Genomic DNA, 19,283 nt, shown 5'->3' on the forward strand with positions numbered 1-19,283 from the left:
ATCAGCGGCTGGAGGAGCTGATTTTGTCTGTGACCCACGCCTGTACTTGCTCGACAGGCCAGGCGACAGAGTTTGCGCCCAATGAGACACCGGTAGGAAACTCGCCAGCTCGAATCAACCGGTAGATCTGAGATTTGCTCAACCCCACGAGGGCGCAGACACCCGGCAGTCGAAGTAACAAGGGTGAGACAGGTTGGCTAGCCATCTGGGTGGGTCTCCTTGGGCCCGAGTAGATGGCTAGAGATTTAATAGCACCCAAGATGCTGAGTCTTGGCAATTGCCAATTTCAGGAGGAAATGCCAAAAAAACTCTTCTCTATGCGGCCCCCTCAGCGCCATCAGTCAGCCGTGCAGACATATATTTCTTTAGGGTTTTTTGACTTTTCGGCATTTCTACCTCTGCGGCGTCGGCAAGGGCCAATACTGCGGAAAACACGTCCACGTTTTTTCGTGGAGAGCGCAATGCAGCGGCTCGTCGTTTGATAGCATCAGCTCGCTTCACGGCGTCAACATCGTCTGATAATTCAACATGAGCCTTGTCAACCTCTTTGATCAGGTTTACCAGACCACTGATTATCAAACTAATAGAGTTTAATTCTTTGACCTGTAACTCCTCTACCTGCCTGCCATGGTCAGCTGCTACGCCAGATTCACCCAGCAATAAATAGACTGGAGCTGTTCCTCCGAAACCTTCTATCCACTCAGCCAAAGCTTTTTTAGACAAATAGATAAGACTCACGGGAATATCTTTACCGCCCTTATCATCTTCACAGTAGGAATGTATGAGATCGTAACCTTCATTAGGAACGGAATCAAACAAAGAATCCAGGTAGTTTATTAAGTCTCTAAAAAACAACTTATACGTTCGAATCGAACGCCGTGATGAGTCCGCCCTACCGACCCAGAACATATCGCTTGGCAGCGCGATTTTACCTTGAAGCACACAGTGCTGCTGAAACAAGTCGTCTATCAGTTTATGGAGGGCGTGCGCGGCCTCGGGAACATCAAGCTCATAATAACGGGCATACCCATAAATAAAGTCGAATAGGCGCATCTCATTATTCATACGATGGAGCCTTCTGCAGAGGACGACTTATTGGGAGTTGAAGACAACGCATCAAGATAGTCGGCATACCATTGGAGCATCTCACGACGACCCTCTAGATATTGCGCATGGTTGTAAGTTCCGCGAATCGTGTTTTTGTCCACATGCGACAATTGAGTTTCCACCCATTCACTGCGATACCCCTGCTCGTGCAAGGTAGTAGACATCGTGTGGCGGAATCCATGACCTGTGGCGCGGCCCTCGTAGCCAGACCGCTTAAGCAACTGGTTAACCGCAGCCTCACTCATGGGTTTTGCCGGATCGTTACGCCCAGGGAAGGCTAACGTGTAGCCCCCGGTGATACTCTCCAACTCCCGCAGAGCAACGACCGCCTGCGTCGAAAGGGGAACCAAATGATCACGACGCTTTTTCATCCTCTTCGCCGGAATCATCCAAAGCTTCTTCGCTAAATCAAATTCTGACCAAGGAGCCCCTCTCAGCTCAGCAGTGCGCACACCTGTGAGCATCAACAGGCGAGTCGCAATTTTCACCACGTCATGCGCAGAACATGCGTGAACGCTTCTTAACAGATCAGGGACTTCCGCAATTGGCAAAAATGGGTAGTGTCGAGAAACCGGAACCTGAAGTGCTCCCCCCACGTCGGAGATAGGGTTGTACTCAGCCCGACCGGTGGCAATCGCAAACCGGTAAACCTCTTGGCAGCGCTGACGGACCTTCCGCAGTTTCTCCAGTGCTCCTCGCGATTCAATACGACGGAATACCTGTAGCCACAGCATCGGCTTGATGTCGATGAGGGGCAAGCCCCCAACGTGTCCGAAAATGTCGAGTTCGAAAGCCTCCATAACATCGTTCGCATAGCCTACTGACCAGCGCGCCGATTTATGTTGGTGCCACTCCAGTGCCAGGCTCTTGAATGTGTTGGCACGAGAGATCGACGCCTGAGCCCGGGCGACTTTTCTCTCAAGCCCTGGGTGCTTGCCTTGAGAGACAAGTTGGCGAGCGTCGGACGCAGACTGACGGGCTTGGGCGAGCGTCACTTTTTCGATAGTGCCAAGGGAGATGTGTGACTGCTTCCCATCAAGGCGGAAGCGAAAGCGCCAAGATTTGCCGCCCGCGGCTCGGACCCAAAGGAATAGCCCTCCTCCATCCGCCAGACCATAGTCCTGCTCTCGCGGCGCAGAATTCTTCACCTGCAAAACCGTCAATGGCATTTCGAGTACCCATAGATAATTGAACCTATGAAAGGTACTCGCACGGGTACTCGCGACGCAAGGGCTTGGATGAGACTGGATGGCACCGCCTGAAACAAGAAGCCCGCACTGAGCGGGCTTCTTGAGGATTCATGACACTGCTTGGCACTGCATGAACCTGTCTACTGGTGCCGAAAACAGGAATCGAACCTGCGACCTTCGCGTTACGAGTGCGCTGCTCTACCGACTGAGCTATTTCGGCTAGTTATCATCTACTTACGAAGCTGCGCCGCAACCCTTTGGCCGGTACTCCTCATCGACCGAAGTCGTGCACGTCCAAAGACCTGTAGCATCACGTGAAAGTATTACTGCTTTGCCACTCACAGCAGGAGGGGCATTCTGAAGATCGCATTTCAGTGCCGAGGTGGTGGCTCCCACAGTAGTAGTGCAGTTAGCGCCAGCCGTGGTAGGAACATTCATATTTGTGTTCGAGGGTGTCGTACCTTGGTTGATGAGGTCTTCATAAACAGTTTTTAGTGCCGAAATTTCAGCTAGCCCTGCTGTGACCTTAGCCTTTGCCTGATATTTGGAATACGCCGGGATAGCGACTGCTGCCAAGATACCGATGATCGCGACAACGATCATCAATTCGATCAGTGTGAAGCCTTTTTGTGCCTTCATGAGTACTTCTCCAAAATCATGACGATGCAGTAGTGGTGTGTGTTGAGCCTGCATTCCTTATGCCAACCCAAATGCCCGCTAAACCGCTCAGGCACTGAATTTTTATCGATGAGCGCCTGTTGCGATAGGCCAAAAAGTGACATTTATTGTCACCCCCCGTGCATCCATTTGGCAGCGCAGCCTGACTACGCTATAAACCACACACTGTCCGTGTCTGGTGGTTTTATGACTGATGTTGTCCTCACCGGTTTGGCCAAACAACTCGTTGTGGCCGAACTGCTCAATGAAAAAGTTGCACAACAGGCCTATCAGCAGGCACGACGCGACAAGCTCTCTTTGGTCAGCTATCTGGTGCAGAACAAGCTGGTCAACAGCCTGACGCTAGCCGAAGTTGCGTCTGATCAGTTCGGGCTTCCCTTCCTGGACCTCAGCACGCTAGACAAGGAGAGCCAACCCAGAGGGCTTGTAAGCGAAAAACTCGTCCGCCAGCACTCGGCGCTTCCTTTATGGCGCCGTGGCAACAAGCTATTCGTCGGTGTTTCCGATCCGACCAACCACCAGGCAATCACTGATATTCAATTCAGCACGGGGCTGAACACCGAAGCCATTCTGGTTGAAGATGACAAACTCAGCGTCGCCATCGATAAGTTTTTCGATACCCATAGCGGTCTGGGTGAGATGGCTGATGTAGATCTCAGCCTGGAAATCGAATCCTCCAGCGACAATAAGGAAACGACGCTGGGGGAAGTCGATGCGGACGACGCGCCGGTGGTCCGTTTCGTCAACAAGATGCTGATGGACGCCATTCGTCTGGGCTCATCCGACCTGCACTTCGAACCCTACGAGAAAATATTTCGCGTCCGGTTGCGTACCGACGGCATTTTGCACGAAGTTGCAAAGCCACCAACTCAACTGGCCGGACGCATCGCCGCCCGCTTGAAAGTGATGGCCGGGCTCGATATTTCCGAGCGACGGAGGCCGCAGGATGGCCGTATCAAGCTGCGTATTTCCAAGAATCGCGCAATCGATTTTCGGGTAAACACCCTGCCAACGCTCTGGGGCGAGAAGATCGTCATGCGGATCCTCGACCCTACCAGCGCACAAATGGGGATCGATTCCTTAGGCTACGAGCCGGATCAAAAAGCCCTTTATCTCGAAGCGCTGCGTCAGCCGCAGGGCATGATCCTGGTGACCGGCCCGACTGGGTCAGGCAAAACTGTATCTCTCTATACCGGCCTCAACATCCTGAATACAGTGGATATCAACATTTCCACTGCGGAAGATCCGGTTGAAATCAATCTGGAGGGCATCAACCAAGTCAACGTCAACCCCCGTCAAGGCATGGACTTCTCCCAAGCACTGAGAGCGTTCCTGCGGCAGGACCCTGATGTCATCATGGTGGGTGAGATTCGAGACTTGGAAACGGCAGAAATTGCCATCAAGGCCTCACAAACTGGCCATATGGTGTTATCCACACTTCACACCAACAGCGCCGCAGAGACCTTGACCCGCTTGCATCACATGGGAATCGCCGCATTTAACATTGCTACCGCAATCAACCTGATTATCGCTCAGCGCCTTGCACGAAAACTTTGCCCACATTGTAAGAAAGAAATCGATGTCCCTAAAGACACTCTGTTGGCAGAGGGCTTTGCGGAAGACCAAATCGGTACCTTCAAGCTTTATTCGCCGGTGGGCTGTGATCAATGCAACGGTGGTTACAAAGGTCGAGTGGGCATTTATGAAGTCGTGAAAAACACACCTGCTCTTGAACGCATCATCATGGAAGAGGGTAACTCCATCGAAATCTCCACCCAAATGCGCAAAGACGGTTTTAACGACTTGCGTACCTCTGGCCTGCTCAAGGCTATGCAAGGGGTCACAAGCCTCGAGGAAATAAACCGGGTAACCAAGGATTGACATGGCAACCAAAGCAGTGAAGACACCCAAGGTGGCCAAACCTGTCGTATACGCGTGGGAAGGGGTAGACAGAAAAGGCGCAAAAGTTACGGGCGAACTGACGGGACATAACCCTGCGCTGGTCAAGGCGCAACTGCGCAAACAAGGCATCAACCCACTTAAAGTTCGCAAAAAATCGGTTTCGATTTTCAGCGCCGGAAAGAAAATCAAGCCGCTGGACATCGCATTTTTTTCGCGCCAAATGGCAACAATGATGAAGGCTGGGGTTCCCTTGCTCCAGTCGTTTGACATCATCAGCGAAGGCTCAGCCAACCCCAACATGCGCAAGCTTGTTGACGACATCAAACAGGAAGTGGCCGCCGGCCACAGCTTTGCTACTGCCTTGCGGCAGAAGCCGCAATACTTCGACGATTTGTTTTGCAATCTGGTTGATGCTGGCGAACAGGCGGGCGCCCTTGAGTCCCTTCTGGATCGGGTCGCGACATATAAGGAAAAGACTGAGTCGCTGAAGGCGAAGATCAAAAAAGCGATGACCTACCCAATCGCGGTGGTCATCGTCGCGTTTATCGTCACGGGTATTTTGCTGATTAAGGTTGTTCCGCAATTTCAATCGCTTTTCGCAGGTTTTGGTGCTGACTTGCCCGCGTTTACGATGATGGTTATTCACTTGTCGCAGTACCTTCAGGACTACTGGTTCATCTTTCTGTTGGTACTATTCGCGAGTATTTTTGCCTTCAGGCGGGCGCATAAAACATCGGAAAAGTTCAGAAACGGGCTCGACCGGACACTGCTCAAGGTTCCGGTCATTGGACCGCTTCTCTACAAGTCGGCAGTGGCACGTTACGCCCGAACGTTGGCGACTACTTTCGCTGCCGGGGTGCCGTTGGTTGACGCGCTGGACTCTGTATCAGGCGCGACGGGAAACATCATCTTCAAAAATGCCGTCAACAAGGTGAAGCAGGACGTATCAACGGGCATGCAGCTGAATTTTTCAATGCGAAGCACCGGCGTTTTTCCAACCTTAGCAGTGCAAATGACGGCCATCGGTGAAGAATCAGGCGCGTTGGACTCCATGCTCGATAAAGTCGCAACCTATTACGAAGAGGAAGTCGATAACATGGTCGACAGCCTGACCAGCCTGATGGAGCCCATGATCATGGCGGTCCTGGGCGTGATCGTCGGTGGTCTCGTTATTGCCATGTACCTCCCCATCTTCCAGCTCGGAAACGTCGTCTAACCATGTCCCTCCTCGACCTCCTGGCCAGCTCCCCGCTGGCCTTCGTTTTATGCGCCCTCGTTTTAGGCTTGCTCGTCGGCAGTTTCCTCAACGTCGTCGTGTACCGCCTGCCCAAGATGATGCTTCGCGACTGGAAGGCTCAGGCCCGGGAAGTTCTGGAACTTCCTGCTGAACCGCAGCCGGAAACCTTCAACCTGATCCTCCCTCACTCGCGCTGCCCGCATTGCTCGCACAAGATCCGCGCGTGGGAAAACCTGCCGGTGGTGAGTTATCTGTTTCTCGGCGGCAAGTGTTCGAGTTGCAAGGCGCCGATCAGCAAGCGTTATCCGTTGGTCGAGCTGACCTGTGGGCTGATCTCGGCGTACGTGGCGTGGCATTTCGGATTCGGCTGGCAGGCTGGCACAGTGATGGTTTTGAGCTGGGGATTGTTGTCGATGAGCCTCATTGATGCTGATCACCAGCTGTTGCCAGACGCAATTGTGTTGCCGCTGTTGTGGTTGGGTCTGATCGTCAATGCGTTCGGGCTATTCGCCTCGCTGACCGATGCCTTGTGGGGCGCGGTGGCGGGCTATCTGGTGTTGTGGTGTGTGTTTTGGCTGTTCAAGCTGATCACCGGCAAGGAAGGCATGGGCTACGGCGACTTCAAGTTGCTGGCGATGCTTGGCGCCTGGGGCGGCTGGCAGATTTTGCCGCTGACGATTCTGCTGTCGTCGATTGTCGGTGCGGTGTTGGGCCTGATTTTGCTGCGTTTGCGCAATGTCGAAACCAGCACGCCGATCCCCTTCGGTCCTTATCTGGCCATCGCGGGGTGGATCGCATTGCTCTGGGGTGATCAAATAACCACTTCGTATTTGCAGATCGCCGGTTTTCGATGACTTCTCCCGCTACAACACCCTGGATTCTTGGCCTTACTGGCGGTATCGGCAGTGGCAAGAGTGCGGCTGCACAGTGTTTCGTCGATCTGGGCATTCATCTGGTGGATGCCGACAACGCGGCGCGCTGGGTGGTCGAACCGGGGCGCCCTGCTCTGGCGAAGATTGCCGAGCACTTCGGCGCTGATGTGTTGCAGGCCGACGGCACGCTGGATCGGGCGGCGTTGCGTGAGTTGATTTTCAAGGATCCGCAGCAGCGGGTCTGGCTGGAAGGTTTGCTGCATCCGCTGATTCGCGAGGAAATCCGACAGTATCTGGCCCGCGCTGAATCGCCTTACGCGATTCTGGTGTCGCCGTTATTGCTGGAGACTTCGCAGCATCAGATGGTCCAGCGCGTACTCGTCATCGATGTGCCGGAAGCGGTGCAGATCGAGCGTACGGTGTTGCGCGACAAGACCAACGAAGCGCAGGTGCGGGCGATTCTCGAGGCACAGGCCAGCCGGGAAGAACGCTTGAGCCGCTCCGATGATGTGATCGTCAACGACCGGGACCCTGCGTGGCTGAAAAGCGAAGTCGAGCGACTGCATCACTTTTATCTAACTTTGCGTGGAGGCCAATGATGAGCCAACCAATGACCGTCGATTGCCCAACCTGCGGAGCTCCTGTGGAATGGACGCCGGAGAGCAAGTTCCGGCCGTTCTGTTCAGACCGCTGCAAGCTGATCGACCTGGGCGCCTGGGCGTCGGAAGAACACGCGATTCCGGTTGCGCCGGATGCGGAAGACGAACTGTTTTCGGGTGATTTCGATCCGCGCCAGCACTGATCAACTGCGGTATTGAAACTTTGCGGCGCCCCCTCACCCCTGTCGCAGTCCGGATTGCCGGCGGTGGCGCCCTTCAGATCGCTACCGCCGGCAAGCCGTGCTGCTGCTGAGCTAGACACCAATAGATCAACTGTCCCCATCATCCGTCCACGGCTCCGACAGGTAACGGGTGCGATTGAACGTTTCCAGCCACTCGGGGCAGAACACCACTAAGGCCGTAACGATCATTCCGTTGATGAACGCTTCAGGAAAGATGATCAGCCACAGGTAGCCGATGAAATCTCCTAGCCATTCCGGCATGGCAAAAATCCCGTCGTACCAGAGCAGTCCCATCGCCACTAACAGGGATGTCAACGCAACCAGTGCCGCAGCGAAGAAGCCCGAGCAGAAGATGTAGGTAAACGGGCTCTTCGGTTGTGCGCGCTCAACGATCAGCGAACAGCCTTCTGTGATCAGCACGGGCATCCCGACCAGCAGCAAGCCATTGACGCCCAGCGAAGCCAGGTCCTGGCGCCCCATCGCAAGTAACCCCAATTGCGCAATCAAGCCGCCGACCATCGCCAGCGGCCAGTCCAACAACAGGGTAACGGCGGTCATGCCGAGAAGATGGTAGGAAACGCCGGTGTCGAAATCCCGCCGCATCAGCCACAGCAGAAACAACGCGAAAACGGTGCCGAAAAACAGGTGCTGACGTCGGGTGTCGCTGAACAGTTCGACCCAGGGACAGCGCCACACCGCCCACACCAGCAGTGGCAGATAAAACAGCCAAGCGAGGAACATGGTTTGCGAGGTGAGCACTTGGGTTCCGATCATGATGAGTGCTTCTTCTGGGTTCGGATAAGGGGCAGTCTACGCCTGTTGAAACAGCCTGCGTGTCCAAACTAAAAACACCCGATGGAGCGTATTTATTCGCTCCATCGGGTGGAAACATGCATTTCGATTGTGAGTTAGCCAAGCTTACGCTGTGGGGCTCCGTGAACCATGGTGTAGGCGTAGTCGACACCCATGCCGTAAGCGCCGCTGTGTTCCAGTACCAGTTGCATGACCGCTTCGTAGGTTTCCTTGTGTGCCCAGTCGCGCTGGAACTCGAGCAAGACCTGCTGCCAGGTGACCGGCACCGCGCCGGCCTGAATCATGCGTTGCACCGACATGTCGTGCGCTTCCTTGGTGGTGCCACCCGAAGCGTCGGTGACGATGTACACCTCGTAGCCTTCGGCCAGCGCGTCCAGCGTCGGGAAGTTCAGGCAGACTTCAGTCCACAGCGCAGCGATGATCAGCTTTTTGCGCCCGGTGGCCTTCACCGCTTCGACCAGTTTCTTGTCTTCCCAGGAGTTCATCGAGGTGCGCTCGATGGGCTGTTGCTCCGGGTGTACTGCCAGCAGTTCAGGCCAGATGTAGCCGCTGAAGCTCTTGGTTTCGACCGAGGTGTAGATGGTCGGCACGTCGAAGATCTTCGCTGACTTGGCCAGGCCGATGGTGTTGTTCTTCAGCGTTTGACGATCGATCGACTGCACGCCGAAGGCCATTTGTGGCTGGTGGTCGATCAGGATCAGAGCAGAGTTGGTTGGGTTCAGCAGTTCGCGGATAGACATGGCATGTTCCTTTAGATGTCGATAATGGTCAGTAGTGGTTAGCCGCTCTAGCTCTTGGGTTCTGCCCGGTGAGCTGTTTGCTTGCTGGCTTGGGAGTAAATCTACGGACTAGCCGACTAAGGAACAATCCCATAGAATCGAGACTTATTGTTTCCAAATTAGGGACGTTAATGGATCGTATCGAATGCATGCGCGCTTTCGTCGCCACCGTCGGGGCGAATGGCTTTGCGGCTGCAGCCCGAGCGCTGGATGTTCCGCGCTCGAAGGTCAGTAAACAGATTCAGGCGCTGGAAGAAGCCATCGGTGTGCAATTGCTGCAACGCACGACTCGTAGCCTGCATCTGACCGAGGCTGGCGCCGAGTACTACGATGCCTGTCGCGATGTCATCGCTTCGCTAGACGAAGCCGAGCAGCGCGCAAGAACGGGAATGGGCGAGATACGTGGCGTGCTGCGGGTCAATGCGCCGATGTCGTTTGGTTTGAGCCGGCTGGGTCCGCTGATTCCGCTGTTCAACGAACGGCACCCGAATGTCGAATTGCAGGTGGTACTCAGCGACCAGCAGGTCGACCCGGTCAAAGGCGGTTTTGACGTGACCATCCGTATCGCCAGCCTGCCGGACTCATCGATGGTCGCTAAAACCATCGCGCCTGCTCCACGGATCATGGTCGCTTCCCCCGCCTATCTTGAGCGGGAGGGCGAACCACAGTCCCCCAAAGACCTGAGCCATCACAAATTCCTCAGCTACGGCTATCTACAAAGCGGCATCAGCCTGCATTTGTGCAACGGCAAGGAGACCCAGCGCGTGACCGTCAGCGGGCCGCTGCACGCCAATAACGGCGATATCCTGGCTCAGGCTGCGGTGTCAGGAATGGGGATTGCGCTGCTGCCCAACTTCATCGTCGAAAGGGCCGTGGCCGATGGTCGGCTGAAACCGGTGTTGTGCGACTGGCAGGCACCGGCGATTTCGGTGAACGCGGTGTATCCGTCGGCGCGCCGGGTGCCGATGAAGACCCGGGCATTCATTGACTTTCTAGTGGAAGAGCTGGCGTTGGGGACGGCGGGGTTTTGAAGACCTGGAAATTGCTGGAGCATGCTGAGCAGCTTTTTGATTCTGGCCAACGGCCGTGGGAGGGAGCTTGCTCGCGATGGGTAAGTACATCCAACACATATCAATGTCCGATCTACCGATTCGGCGAGCAAGCTCCCTCCCACGGGTTCCGTGTCAGGACAGCAATCTCATGAAGATTCGAGATGGCCGCTTTATTAAACCACCGCCCCAACCGGCTCCTTGCCTTCCAGCACAGCCGCCAAGCTGACCAGCACCATCTCTCCCATTCGCGTACGCGTCTGCACCGTCGCGCTGGCGCGATGGGGTTGCAGGATGACGGTTTCCAACTCGAACAACGCGTCAGGCACGTTCGGCTCGTCGGCGAAGACATCGAGCCCTGCGCCAGCAATCGATCCGGATTGCAGCGCGGCGATCAGGTCCGGTTCATTGACCAGGCTGCCCCGCGCCACGTTGATCAAATAGCCCTCTGCGCCCAGCGCGTCGAGCACCTTGGCATTGATGATCCCCTTGGCCTTGTCGGCGGCTGCGGCGACGATCAGCGCATCGCTTTGTCGAGCCAGCTCCACCAGATCGCTGACAAAGGTGTACGGCACATCGCTCATCGCGCTCAGGTCGGTGTAGCTGATTGGGCAGCCGAATGCCGCCGCGCGAGTGGCGACTGCACGCCCTACCCGTCCCAGCCCGACGATGCCGATGCGCATGCCACTGAACTGACGCGCCAGGGGCAGCGGAACCAATGGCGTCGCAGTCCTGGCCCATTCGCCGGAACGCACGTAACGATCACCGGTACCCAGCCCGCGACAGGCCGAAATCAGCAAGCCGATGGCAAGGTCGGCGACGTCTTCGGTCAGCGCGCCGATGGTGGCCGTCACACGAATCCCGCGGTCCCGCGCATAAGCCAGGTCCACGGCGTCAGTACCGACGCCATTGACCGCAATGACCTCCACTTTCGGCAGTTGCTCAAGCACTTCGCGCTTGATACCGGTGTGGCCGCCCGTGACCACGCCACGAATGTTGGCGCCATGCTCGCGCAGATACGCAGCCTTGTCCGCCTGCTGAAAGTAAGGGCGTACGGTGTACAGCTCATTGAGCTTCGCGTTGACTTGCGGAATCAGGATCGGGCTCAGCTGTAGAATTTCTGGTTTCATCGAGGTCTCGCTCATATCGGATCGGACGGGATCAACCACGGCCCACGAAAGGCATGTTGGTCGCCATGACGGTCATGTTCAGGACGTTGGCCGACAGCGGCAGCGCAGAGATGTAGCGCACGGCGTCGGCGATGTGTTTGACGTCGATCATCGGCTCTACTGCAATCGATCCATTGGCCTGCCGCACGCCTTTGGTCATGCGTACCGACAGCTCGGTCAGGGCATTACCGATGTCGATCTGGCTGCAGGCGATATTGAACTCGCGACCGTCCAGCGCCAGGCTTTTGGTCAGGCCCAATACGGCGTGTTTGCTGGCGGTGTAAGGGCCGGTGAAGGGGCGCGGCACATGAGCGGAAATCGATCCGTTGTTGATGATCCGACCGCCCTGCGGCGACTGTTTGCGCATCAACCCGAACGCGCCACGGCTGCACAGAAAAACCCCGGTGACGTTGGTGTCGATCACACTCAGCCACTTCTCGACCGGCAGTTCATCCATCGGTACCGCAGGGGCGTTGACGCCCGCGTTGTTGAACACCACGTCGAGCCGGCCGTAGACCTCTTCGATGGTTGCGAACAGCTTGTCGACGCTGGCCGGATCGCGCACGTCGGTGGACACGGCCAGCGCCTCGCCACCTTGTTCACGGGCCAGCGCGACCAGCTCTTCCAGAGGCTCGATGCGACGCCCGGTGACCACGACCTTGTAACCGTCTTCCAGCAGACCGAATGCGACAGCGCGACCAATGCCGCTGCCAGCGCCGGTCACCAAGGCAATTTTCGAGAGGGATTGTTGTTCAGTCATTGTTGTTCTCCTGTTGCTCGTCTGGATGCTGTGTTTTGCGGTTCAGCTTGCGCGGCGGCTGCCGATTCGCACTTCGAATTCACCGATTCCACTGATACCTGCGTTGATCACGTCACCCGCTTCGAGTGCTGCGACGCCAGGCGGTGTGCCGGTCATGATCAGATCGCCTGCGCGCAGGCTGACCGAATGTGAAAGCTGGCTGACGATTTCGCTGACCGACCAGATCTGACTCTCCAGATCCGAACGCTGACGTTCCACACCGTTGACACTCAGCCAGATCGCGCCCTGCCTCGGATGGCCGTCGCGGCTTGCGGGAACAATTGGCGTGATCGGCGCCGAGCCATCGAACGCTTTGGCCGGCTCCCACGGATTGCCGATGGCCTTGGCCGCCATTTGCAGGTCGCGGCGGGTCAGGTCCAGGCCTGCGGCATAGCCCCAGACGTGCTCCAGCGCCTGTTCTTCGTTGATCTCGAAACCGTCTTTTCCGATAGCCACGACCAGTTCGATTTCGTGGCAGAACTGATCGGTCTGGGTCGGGAAATCCAGCTCGCCCGTGGCATCGATGACCGAGGTCGAAGGCTTCATGAAGAACGCAGGGACTTCGCGAACTGCGTTGAGCGAGTCGCCCCAGTGGTAGTTACGGCCCAGGCAGAAAACTCGGGCGACGGGGAAACGTGCATCGCTGCCGCTGACCGGCAGACTGGCGATGCGCGTGGGTTCGAATACAAAGTTGCTCATGTAGATTCCTCATGGCCCGGGGCCGTTTCATCCAGAGACTACGGGATCGAATCGCCCGAAAGTTGGACAAAACCGTGTTCGCGCTGGACTAAAAAACTCAATATTTCAGACATAAAAAAGGCGTACTCACGTACGCCCTTGCCTAGTACGGCAGAAAGTCACACACACATTCTTGAGGCTTACTTCGACTTGAGTTCAATGCGGTAGATGCGGCCCAACAGCAGCGAGTAAGACAGCGTACCCATGCAGGCCATGCCGCCGATGAACCAGAACGCCCAGGCGAAATTCCCCGTCAGATGAAGAATCTGGCCGATGACGATCGGCGTCACGATGCCTCCGATATTCGCCGCCAGGCTGGTGATGCCGCCCGTAAGACCGATCAACTCTTTCGGTGCGATCTCGGACACCGCAGCCCAGGAAGCGGACGCGATACCTTGTGCGAAGAAGGCGATGGTCAGCAGTGCGATGCAGAGTTCGTTGGAGTCGGTGAAGTTGACCAGCATGATCGACATACCCAGCGCCGAGCCCACCACCAACGGCAGCTTGCGAGCGAAGGACAGCGACACACCGCGACGAATCATCCAGTCGGCAATGAACCCTGCCAGCAACACACCGACGGTTGCGCCAATGAACGGAAGAACAGCGAAGATGCCGACCTTGACCATGGTCAGGTGACGCTCTTCAATCAGGTAGGTCGGGAACCAGGTCAGGAAGAAATACAGTGCCGACGTACTGGCAAACTTGCCCAGACAGATCGCCCAGACCTGACGATACTTCAACAACTCGGCAATCTGCGCCCACTTGAATTTGTTCTTGTCCTTGCTGCTCTTGACCAGACCGCCGCCCGCTTCGATGTAGTCGAGTTCCTGTTTGCTGACCTTCTTGCAGTTCAGCGGATCGCGGTACAGGTAGAGCCAGGCGATACCAAACAGGATGCCGACGATGCCGGTGCTGTAGAACACGTGGCGCCAGTCGTAGGTGGTCGCCAGCCAGAGCAACAAGCCAGTGAACAACGCGGTGCCCAGATACTGGCCGCACACGTAGATACTACTTGCCATGCCTCGCTCACGGGCCGGGAACCAGACCGTGACAGCGCGGCTGTTGGCCGGAAACGCAGGCGCTTCCATGGCACCGATAGCCAGACGCAACCCGAACAGCGAGGCGAAGCCACCTGCCATGCCCTGGCATACGGTGACAGCCGACCAGGAGATCAGCGAGGCGCCATACGTCAGCCGCGATCCGAAGCGGTCGGCGATGAAACCGGCGGGCACCAGGGCGAAAGCGTAGGTCCAGGCGAATGCCGAGAAGATCAGGCCCATCTGGACTTTGTCCAGGCCAAGATCCTTGGCCATGAAGGGAGCGGCGATGGAGATGTTGACCCGGTCCACGTAGTTGATGATCGTGGCGATCAACAACAGCGAGAGCATGAACCAGCGACGATGGGACGACAGGCGGGCCGGTGCTGCTGCGGGAGCGGCCACACTGGCGTTGATCGCCTGAATATCAGGATTGCTCGACATGAGAATTCCTCGTTGTTTTTATTGGAATCGAGTGATGAAGCGCACCCTTAAGTTATCGTACGACTAGTTTTAAACAAGACGCTGCTTAGAACTTTTTGGGATTTCAGGCCGTCCGCCTAATTATTTGTCCAAGAAATCTCAAGCGCGCAGCAGGGTCATTCAAGACCTACTGCACCGTTGAAAAGCCTGTTCTAGAGCGCTGGAAAAATTTCAGTCCCTTGCGGATTTTTTGGACAAAAAAACTCGCACCTCTCAGCAGAAAGGCTTTGAATGAAGTCATAGGACAACTGACAATGAAAAGCAGAACAATGAGGAACCCATGATGGACTCTGCCAATCGCGTCCCCACATTCGGCATGCAGCAACGCAGCGAGCGGCCGGACTTTTATATCCGTGGCAAGACCGAAGGCAAACCGGAAACCGCGCCCCATCGTCATGAATATTTCCAGATCCAGATCAACCTGGGTGGTGATACGGTGCAGCACATTGGCGGCGTCGTTCGCCCATTTCCGCGCAACACCCTGGCTTTCATTCTGCCGCACAAACTGCACCTGATCCCGCATCCACCCGAAGGCAATTTCCTGCTGATCAACTTTTCCCAGACGTTTCTGCTGCCGCAATTGCAATGCGACCCGCTGGATCTGGAAGACGTCGCCATTGCCCTCGCTCCAGAGCTTTCGCCCTTCCGTTTTCAGGAGCATCTGGACTTCACGCTGAGCGCCGAAAACTTCGCGGAAGTCCAGCGCCTGCTCGACCGAATGCGTGGGCTGGACCAAAACCGCCAGTTCGGTACGCGGGAGATTCTCAAGGGCTGTCTACTGCAGCTGATTGGTACGGTCTGCGAGCTCTACGCCGAGCCGATCAAACTGCTGGCCGACGACAATGCCGCTGAACGCAGTCGTCGCGACGCGCTGGCGCGGATGTCGGAGTACGTGCGCAAGAACCTCAGCGACCCGGACCTGAGCTTGAAGAAGGCGGCATCAGCGGCATTTCTTTCGCCCAATTACCTGACCCACTGGCTGCGCAAGGAAGTGGGCAAGACTTTCAGCGAGCTGGTCCTTGAACGCCGCATGCACCTGGCGCGCACGCTGCTGCTCAATGGCAGCAAGCCTGTGGGGGAAGTCGCGAGGCTCTGCGGTTTCGCCGACGAAGCCTACTTCTCCCGCCGCTTCCGCCACGCCCACGGCATGCCGCCTGGGCAGTTCAGGAAGCAGAGGGATTTGTAGTCATGCATTCCTGCGAATCACATTCGGTAACAGTCGATTAGTAGTCATCACCGCCCTCTGTCGCGATAAGGACGCCCCCGACAATAGAAGAACGGAAGCCTCGCGCTCGGATGACAGAGTTTGTAACGCCCACTGGGGCAACGTATTCACTCAGACACCTTTCACCTTCAAACCATATTTTTGGAGTGACGGTGAACAAAAAGGCGTACGACCTACCGATCCAGGTGATGTACCGCGACCATTGTTATACGAGGTCGTTTATCGTCGAATCCGACGATCCTGAGCTCCTCTTCACACCGAGCACAGGAGAGAGGAGAGTTTTTTGCCCTGACAGATGGGCCTACTCATGTGGGTTGCCCGGTATCGTCGACAATCTGATTCGACAAAACGCGCAGTGCTACTCGGCCTCTCAGGACGGTCTGTACTTCAAAGTCGAGAGTTCAACCGCAAACAGACGGACCACGCCTCACGCGGGTTGGTATCTGTTCTTCAAATTTCGTCCGCATCGACGCGGGGTCGGGATCATCCTGTCTGTCGAAAGCAACCATGAGCGCACTAGCTGGCCATCCAACGCCAGAGGGCGCAAGCCAGCGCGATTTCGTGTCCTCCTGACAGACTACTTGCGCAGAAGGCCGGACCTGCTGGAGCGGGTAAAACCATAGGCATAAAAAACCCTGCTCTGATTAACAGAGCAGGGTTTTGAATTTCAGGCCGGGCCGCTTGACCAGAAGGTCTATCCCGCCACCATGCTGAGCACGGCTTTCGGCAGGGCCAAGTTACCTTGGCGGCATGGATACTCTCCCGTTAGGGTACACCGGCATGCGCATTCCACGGGCCGAATCATAGAAAACGAGCGGCAGCATTACAAGCGAAAACACAATCTCTGATCATGCATGGTGTCATGGGAAGATGATTCGCGCGGTACATCCCCCGGATCCGAAAGTTTTTTTCGGAGCGACATGCCAAGCTCGCACATTTTATTTTTTAGATGCGGATCAGAGCGCTAAGCTTCCCTTCATGGATGACTCCGACTATCTACGTCTGCTGACGATCCAGGCCGAGCAAGCCAATGCGTTTCTGTCCAATGCGCGCAAATGGGAGCGTGAGCGCTGGGTGTGCCAGCGTTTGCTGCAAGGCCTGAACATCCCTCATCGCACCGACGACTTTCTGCCCGCCGGGCAGGAACCGCCGGACGTACTGTTTCGCGATGCGTGTTTTGAGGTGTTCTTCGTCCTCGATGAAGGTCGTCGGCTCAACGATGAATGGCGAGAGGAATTGCAGCGACGGCGCAGCGCTTTTTCCCTGAGCCAACTGGTGCGGCGCGAGGCCAAACCCAAACGCATTCCCGCCTCCGAGCTGCTGCGGCGCCTGGCGCCCACACTGCGCAAGAAGGCCCACAACTACAAGGAGCGCGGGCTGGACCTGAGCGAACTGGACATCATCGCTTTCGCCAGTCTCAAGCGCGAAGTCCTGGACCTGAACAGCCACTTTCCACCGCCCACTGAATACCTGCGTCAGGGCTGGCGTTCGCTGTCTCTGGTCGGGCCGACCTTCGCCCGCGTGCTGTTTGCGCACCCGGACGCGCCGGATTTTCTGCGGACCAATCTGGGGCGCAGCGTGGTGTTCGATGTGGGGATCAGCCTGTGATGGCGCAAATCATGGGCGAATGTTACAAAAGCGCCATCGCTCGTTGAAATCCGCTGTATCGAACAGCCGGAGTCTGTCGTCAACGAAGTTAACGCATCGAAGACCGCTGTCGCCTGACGCCGGTCAACGTTCATGACGAGGCTTATATGACCAGCCGCCTGAACCCCGAGGACCAAAAGCGTGTCGAAGAGTACCTTCGGGCACCGCAGCACCAAGTCGAGCGCCGGCCATTCAAGCCTTGGCTGCTCCTGGTGGTGGTCCTGACGGTGGTGATCGGGCTGGGCCTGCTGAGCCGTTTACTGAGCTATCTGACGCTATGAGCTGCCTGGCGCTCGCTCGGATAGAACCTCTAGAGAATTCCTTAAGCCTTATGAGATATCCCCATGACTCATCGTATCGTGATCGTCGGCGGAGGCGCTGGTGGTCTGGAGCTGGCCACCCGCCTGGGTAAAACCCTTGGCAAAAAAGGCACCGCCAGCGTCACGCTGGTAGACGCCAATCTGACCCACATCTGGAAACCGTTGTTGCACGAAGTGGCCGCCGGTTCGCTCAATTCCTACGAGGACGAGCTGAACTACGTGGCTCAGGCCAAGTGGAATCACTTCCAGTTTCAGCTGGGTCGCATGACCGGTCTTGATCGCGAGAACAAGCAGATCCATCTCGCTGCCACGCTGGACGAAAACGGCAATGAGCTGGTGCCGGCACGCAGTCTTGACTACGACTCTCTGGTGATTTCCGTCGGCAGTACAACGAACGATTTCGGCACCAAGGGCGCGGCCGAACACTGCCTGTTTCTTGACACCCGCAAGCAGGCCGAGCGTTTCCATCAGCAATTGCTCAATCGCTATCTGCGTGCCCACGCCAGTGAGTTGGCAGCCACCGAAGAAATCAACGTGGCCATCGTGGGCGCAGGTGCAACAGGCGTCGAACTGGCTGCTGAACTGCACAACGCCGCCCACGAACTGGCTGCTTACGGTCTAGGCCAGATCAAGCCCGAGAACCTGCGAATCACGGTAATCGAGGCAGGTCCTCGGGTGTTGCCTGCCCTGCCGGAACGCATCGGCGGTCCAGTACACAAGACGCTGGAGAAGCTCGGCGTCACAGTGCTGACCAACTCCGCAGTGAGCGAGGTAACAACTGAAGGGCTGGTGACTGCGACCGGTCAAGTGATTCCGGCAACCTTGAAAGTCTGGGCGGCAGGCATCCGCGCTCCGGCGTTTCTGGAAGGTATCGCGGGGCTTGAAACCAATCGCATCAACCAGCTGCAGGTTCGCCCCACGCTGCAAACGACCCGCGACGACAATATCTTTGCCTTCGGCGACTGCGCGGCCTGTCCGCAGAAAGGCACCGACCGCAACGTTCCGCCACGGGCGCAGGCTGCGCACCAACAGGCGTCGCTGTTAGTGAAATCCTTGAAGCTGCGCATCGAAGGCGGCGATCTGCCTGAGTACACCTACAAGGACTACGGCTCGCTGATTTCGCTGTCGAAGTTCTCGGCCGTGGGCAACCTGATGGGCAACCTGACTGGCAGTGTGATGCTCGAGGGCTGGCTGGCGCGGATGTTTTACATCTCGCTGTACCGCATGCACCAGATGGCGCTGTACGGCACATTCCGTACGCTGATGCTGATGCTCGGCAGCCGCATCGGCCGCGGGACCGAGCCGAGGATGAAGCTGCACTAAGACCCAGTGATCAGTGACCGCTGACACACCACGAATCCCGTAGCAGTCCGGCTTGCCGGCGGTAGCGATTTCAA

The 19,283-nt window shown here is 56.7% G+C and carries 20 protein-coding genes and 1 tRNA gene; 10 read left to right on the forward strand and 11 right to left on the reverse strand.

The features are described 5' to 3' along the window. Nucleotide 1 precedes the first annotated feature (1 nt). From BWR59_RS16075 to BWR59_RS16095, 5 genes are all read right to left on the reverse strand, one after another. Nucleotides 2-205 (reverse strand): AlpA family phage regulatory protein, encoded by a 204-nt coding sequence (locus tag BWR59_RS16075; RefSeq protein ID WP_081566629.1) that lies wholly within the window; start codon nucleotides 203-205, stop codon nucleotides 2-4. A gap of 110 nt (nucleotides 206-315) precedes the next feature. Continuing rightward, nucleotides 316-1,065 carry a hypothetical protein gene (locus BWR59_RS16080; RefSeq protein ID WP_081566630.1) on the reverse strand — a complete coding sequence of 250 codons (750 nt, stop codon included), beginning with the start codon at nucleotides 1,063-1,065 and terminating at the stop codon, nucleotides 316-318. Then, entirely contained in the window at nucleotides 1,062-2,276 is a 1,215-nt protein-coding gene (locus tag BWR59_RS16085; RefSeq protein WP_081566631.1) for a tyrosine-type recombinase/integrase, read from the reverse strand. The genes BWR59_RS16080 and BWR59_RS16085 overlap by 4 nt, the downstream gene beginning before the upstream one ends. 165 nt (nucleotides 2,277-2,441) lie before the next feature. After that, nucleotides 2,442-2,517, reverse strand: a tRNA-Thr gene (locus BWR59_RS16090). Nucleotides 2,518-2,531: 14 nt separating this feature from the next. Beyond that, the gene (locus BWR59_RS16095; protein WP_081566632.1) at nucleotides 2,532-2,936 is read right to left on the reverse strand and encodes a pilin; all 405 of its coding nucleotides are present in this window, start codon (nucleotides 2,934-2,936) and stop codon (nucleotides 2,532-2,534) included. Nucleotides 2,937-3,161: 225 nt separating this feature from the next. Here BWR59_RS16095 and pilB point away from each other — a divergent pair, with 225 nt between their 5' ends. Genes pilB through yacG form a run of 5 tightly spaced genes read left to right on the forward strand, consistent with a single transcriptional unit; the run spans nucleotide 3,162 to nucleotide 7,788 of the window. Next, nucleotides 3,162-4,856 (forward strand): type IV-A pilus assembly ATPase PilB, encoded by a 1,695-nt coding sequence (pilB, locus tag BWR59_RS16100; protein ID WP_081566633.1) that lies wholly within the window; start codon nucleotides 3,162-3,164, stop codon nucleotides 4,854-4,856. Between the two features lies 1 nt (nucleotide 4,857). Beyond that, nucleotides 4,858-6,093, forward strand: coding sequence for a type II secretion system F family protein (locus tag BWR59_RS16105; protein ID WP_081566634.1), 1,236 nt, complete (start codon nucleotides 4,858-4,860; stop codon nucleotides 6,091-6,093). A 2-nt stretch (nucleotides 6,094-6,095) separates the two neighbouring features. Continuing rightward, on the forward strand, nucleotides 6,096-6,968 hold the full coding sequence (locus BWR59_RS16110) for an A24 family peptidase (RefSeq protein WP_081566635.1): 873 nt from the start codon (nucleotides 6,096-6,098) through the stop codon (nucleotides 6,966-6,968). Further along, nucleotides 6,965-7,585: a dephospho-CoA kinase gene (gene coaE / locus BWR59_RS16115; RefSeq protein ID WP_081566636.1), complete on the forward strand. Its 621-nt coding sequence runs from the start codon at nucleotides 6,965-6,967 to the stop codon at nucleotides 7,583-7,585. The genes BWR59_RS16110 and coaE overlap by 4 nt, the downstream gene beginning before the upstream one ends. After that, a complete protein-coding gene (gene yacG / locus BWR59_RS16120) occupies nucleotides 7,585-7,788 on the forward strand; it encodes a DNA gyrase inhibitor YacG (RefSeq protein WP_062378727.1) in 204 nt (67 codons plus the stop codon). Before coaE ends, yacG begins: the two co-directional genes overlap by 1 nt. A 126-nt stretch (nucleotides 7,789-7,914) precedes the next feature. Here yacG and BWR59_RS16125 read toward each other — a convergent pair whose 3' ends face one another. Further along, on the reverse strand, nucleotides 7,915-8,601 hold the full coding sequence (locus tag BWR59_RS16125; protein WP_081566637.1) for an energy-coupling factor ABC transporter permease: 687 nt from the start codon (nucleotides 8,599-8,601) through the stop codon (nucleotides 7,915-7,917). 134 nt (nucleotides 8,602-8,735) lie between these two features. Beyond that, on the reverse strand, nucleotides 8,736-9,380 hold the full coding sequence (locus BWR59_RS16130; RefSeq protein ID WP_081566638.1) for a hydrolase: 645 nt from the start codon (nucleotides 9,378-9,380) through the stop codon (nucleotides 8,736-8,738). A gap of 170 nt (nucleotides 9,381-9,550) precedes the next feature. Between BWR59_RS16130 and BWR59_RS16135 the strand changes: the two genes are divergently transcribed. Then, nucleotides 9,551-10,450: a LysR family transcriptional regulator gene (locus tag BWR59_RS16135; protein ID WP_081566639.1), complete on the forward strand. Its 900-nt coding sequence runs from the start codon at nucleotides 9,551-9,553 to the stop codon at nucleotides 10,448-10,450. A gap of 194 nt (nucleotides 10,451-10,644) precedes the next feature. Here BWR59_RS16135 and BWR59_RS16140 read toward each other — a convergent pair whose 3' ends face one another. From BWR59_RS16140 to BWR59_RS16155, 4 genes are all read right to left on the reverse strand, one after another. After that, the gene (locus BWR59_RS16140; RefSeq protein WP_081566640.1) at nucleotides 10,645-11,598 is read right to left on the reverse strand and encodes a 2-hydroxyacid dehydrogenase; all 954 of its coding nucleotides are present in this window, start codon (nucleotides 11,596-11,598) and stop codon (nucleotides 10,645-10,647) included. Between the two features lie 31 nt (nucleotides 11,599-11,629). After that, a complete protein-coding gene (locus BWR59_RS16145) occupies nucleotides 11,630-12,397 on the reverse strand; it encodes an SDR family oxidoreductase (RefSeq protein WP_081566641.1) in 768 nt (255 codons plus the stop codon). Between the two features lie 42 nt (nucleotides 12,398-12,439). Then, entirely contained in the window at nucleotides 12,440-13,141 is a 702-nt protein-coding gene (locus tag BWR59_RS16150) for a fumarylacetoacetate hydrolase family protein (protein ID WP_081566642.1), read from the reverse strand. Between the two features lie 173 nt (nucleotides 13,142-13,314). Then, nucleotides 13,315-14,655, reverse strand: a complete 1,341-nt coding sequence (locus tag BWR59_RS16155; RefSeq protein WP_081566643.1) for an MFS transporter — start codon at nucleotides 14,653-14,655, stop codon at nucleotides 13,315-13,317. 322 nt (nucleotides 14,656-14,977) lie between these two features. Between BWR59_RS16155 and BWR59_RS16160 the strand changes: the two genes are divergently transcribed. The 4 genes from BWR59_RS16160 to BWR59_RS16175 all read left to right on the forward strand — a co-directional run bounded on the left by BWR59_RS16160 (nucleotide 14,978) and on the right by BWR59_RS16175 (nucleotide 19,209). Further along, nucleotides 14,978-15,880 (forward strand): AraC family transcriptional regulator, encoded by a 903-nt coding sequence (locus BWR59_RS16160; RefSeq protein ID WP_081566702.1) that lies wholly within the window; start codon nucleotides 14,978-14,980, stop codon nucleotides 15,878-15,880. A gap of 1,017 nt (nucleotides 15,881-16,897) precedes the next feature. After that, complete coding sequence (locus BWR59_RS16165; RefSeq protein WP_081566644.1) at nucleotides 16,898-17,527, forward strand: DUF1780 domain-containing protein; 630 nt, start codon at nucleotides 16,898-16,900, stop codon at nucleotides 17,525-17,527. 146 nt (nucleotides 17,528-17,673) lie between these two features. After that, nucleotides 17,674-17,847: a DUF3094 family protein gene (locus BWR59_RS16170; protein ID WP_081566645.1), complete on the forward strand. Its 174-nt coding sequence runs from the start codon at nucleotides 17,674-17,676 to the stop codon at nucleotides 17,845-17,847. Nucleotides 17,848-17,910: 63 nt separating this feature from the next. After that, nucleotides 17,911-19,209, forward strand: a complete 1,299-nt coding sequence (locus tag BWR59_RS16175; protein WP_081566646.1) for an NAD(P)/FAD-dependent oxidoreductase — start codon at nucleotides 17,911-17,913, stop codon at nucleotides 19,207-19,209. The last annotated feature ends 74 nt before the right edge of the window (nucleotides 19,210-19,283 follow it).

It is taken from the genome of Pseudomonas sp. Bc-h (genome assembly GCF_002080045.1).
Lineage (GTDB): Bacteria > Pseudomonadota > Gammaproteobacteria > Pseudomonadales > Pseudomonadaceae > Aquipseudomonas.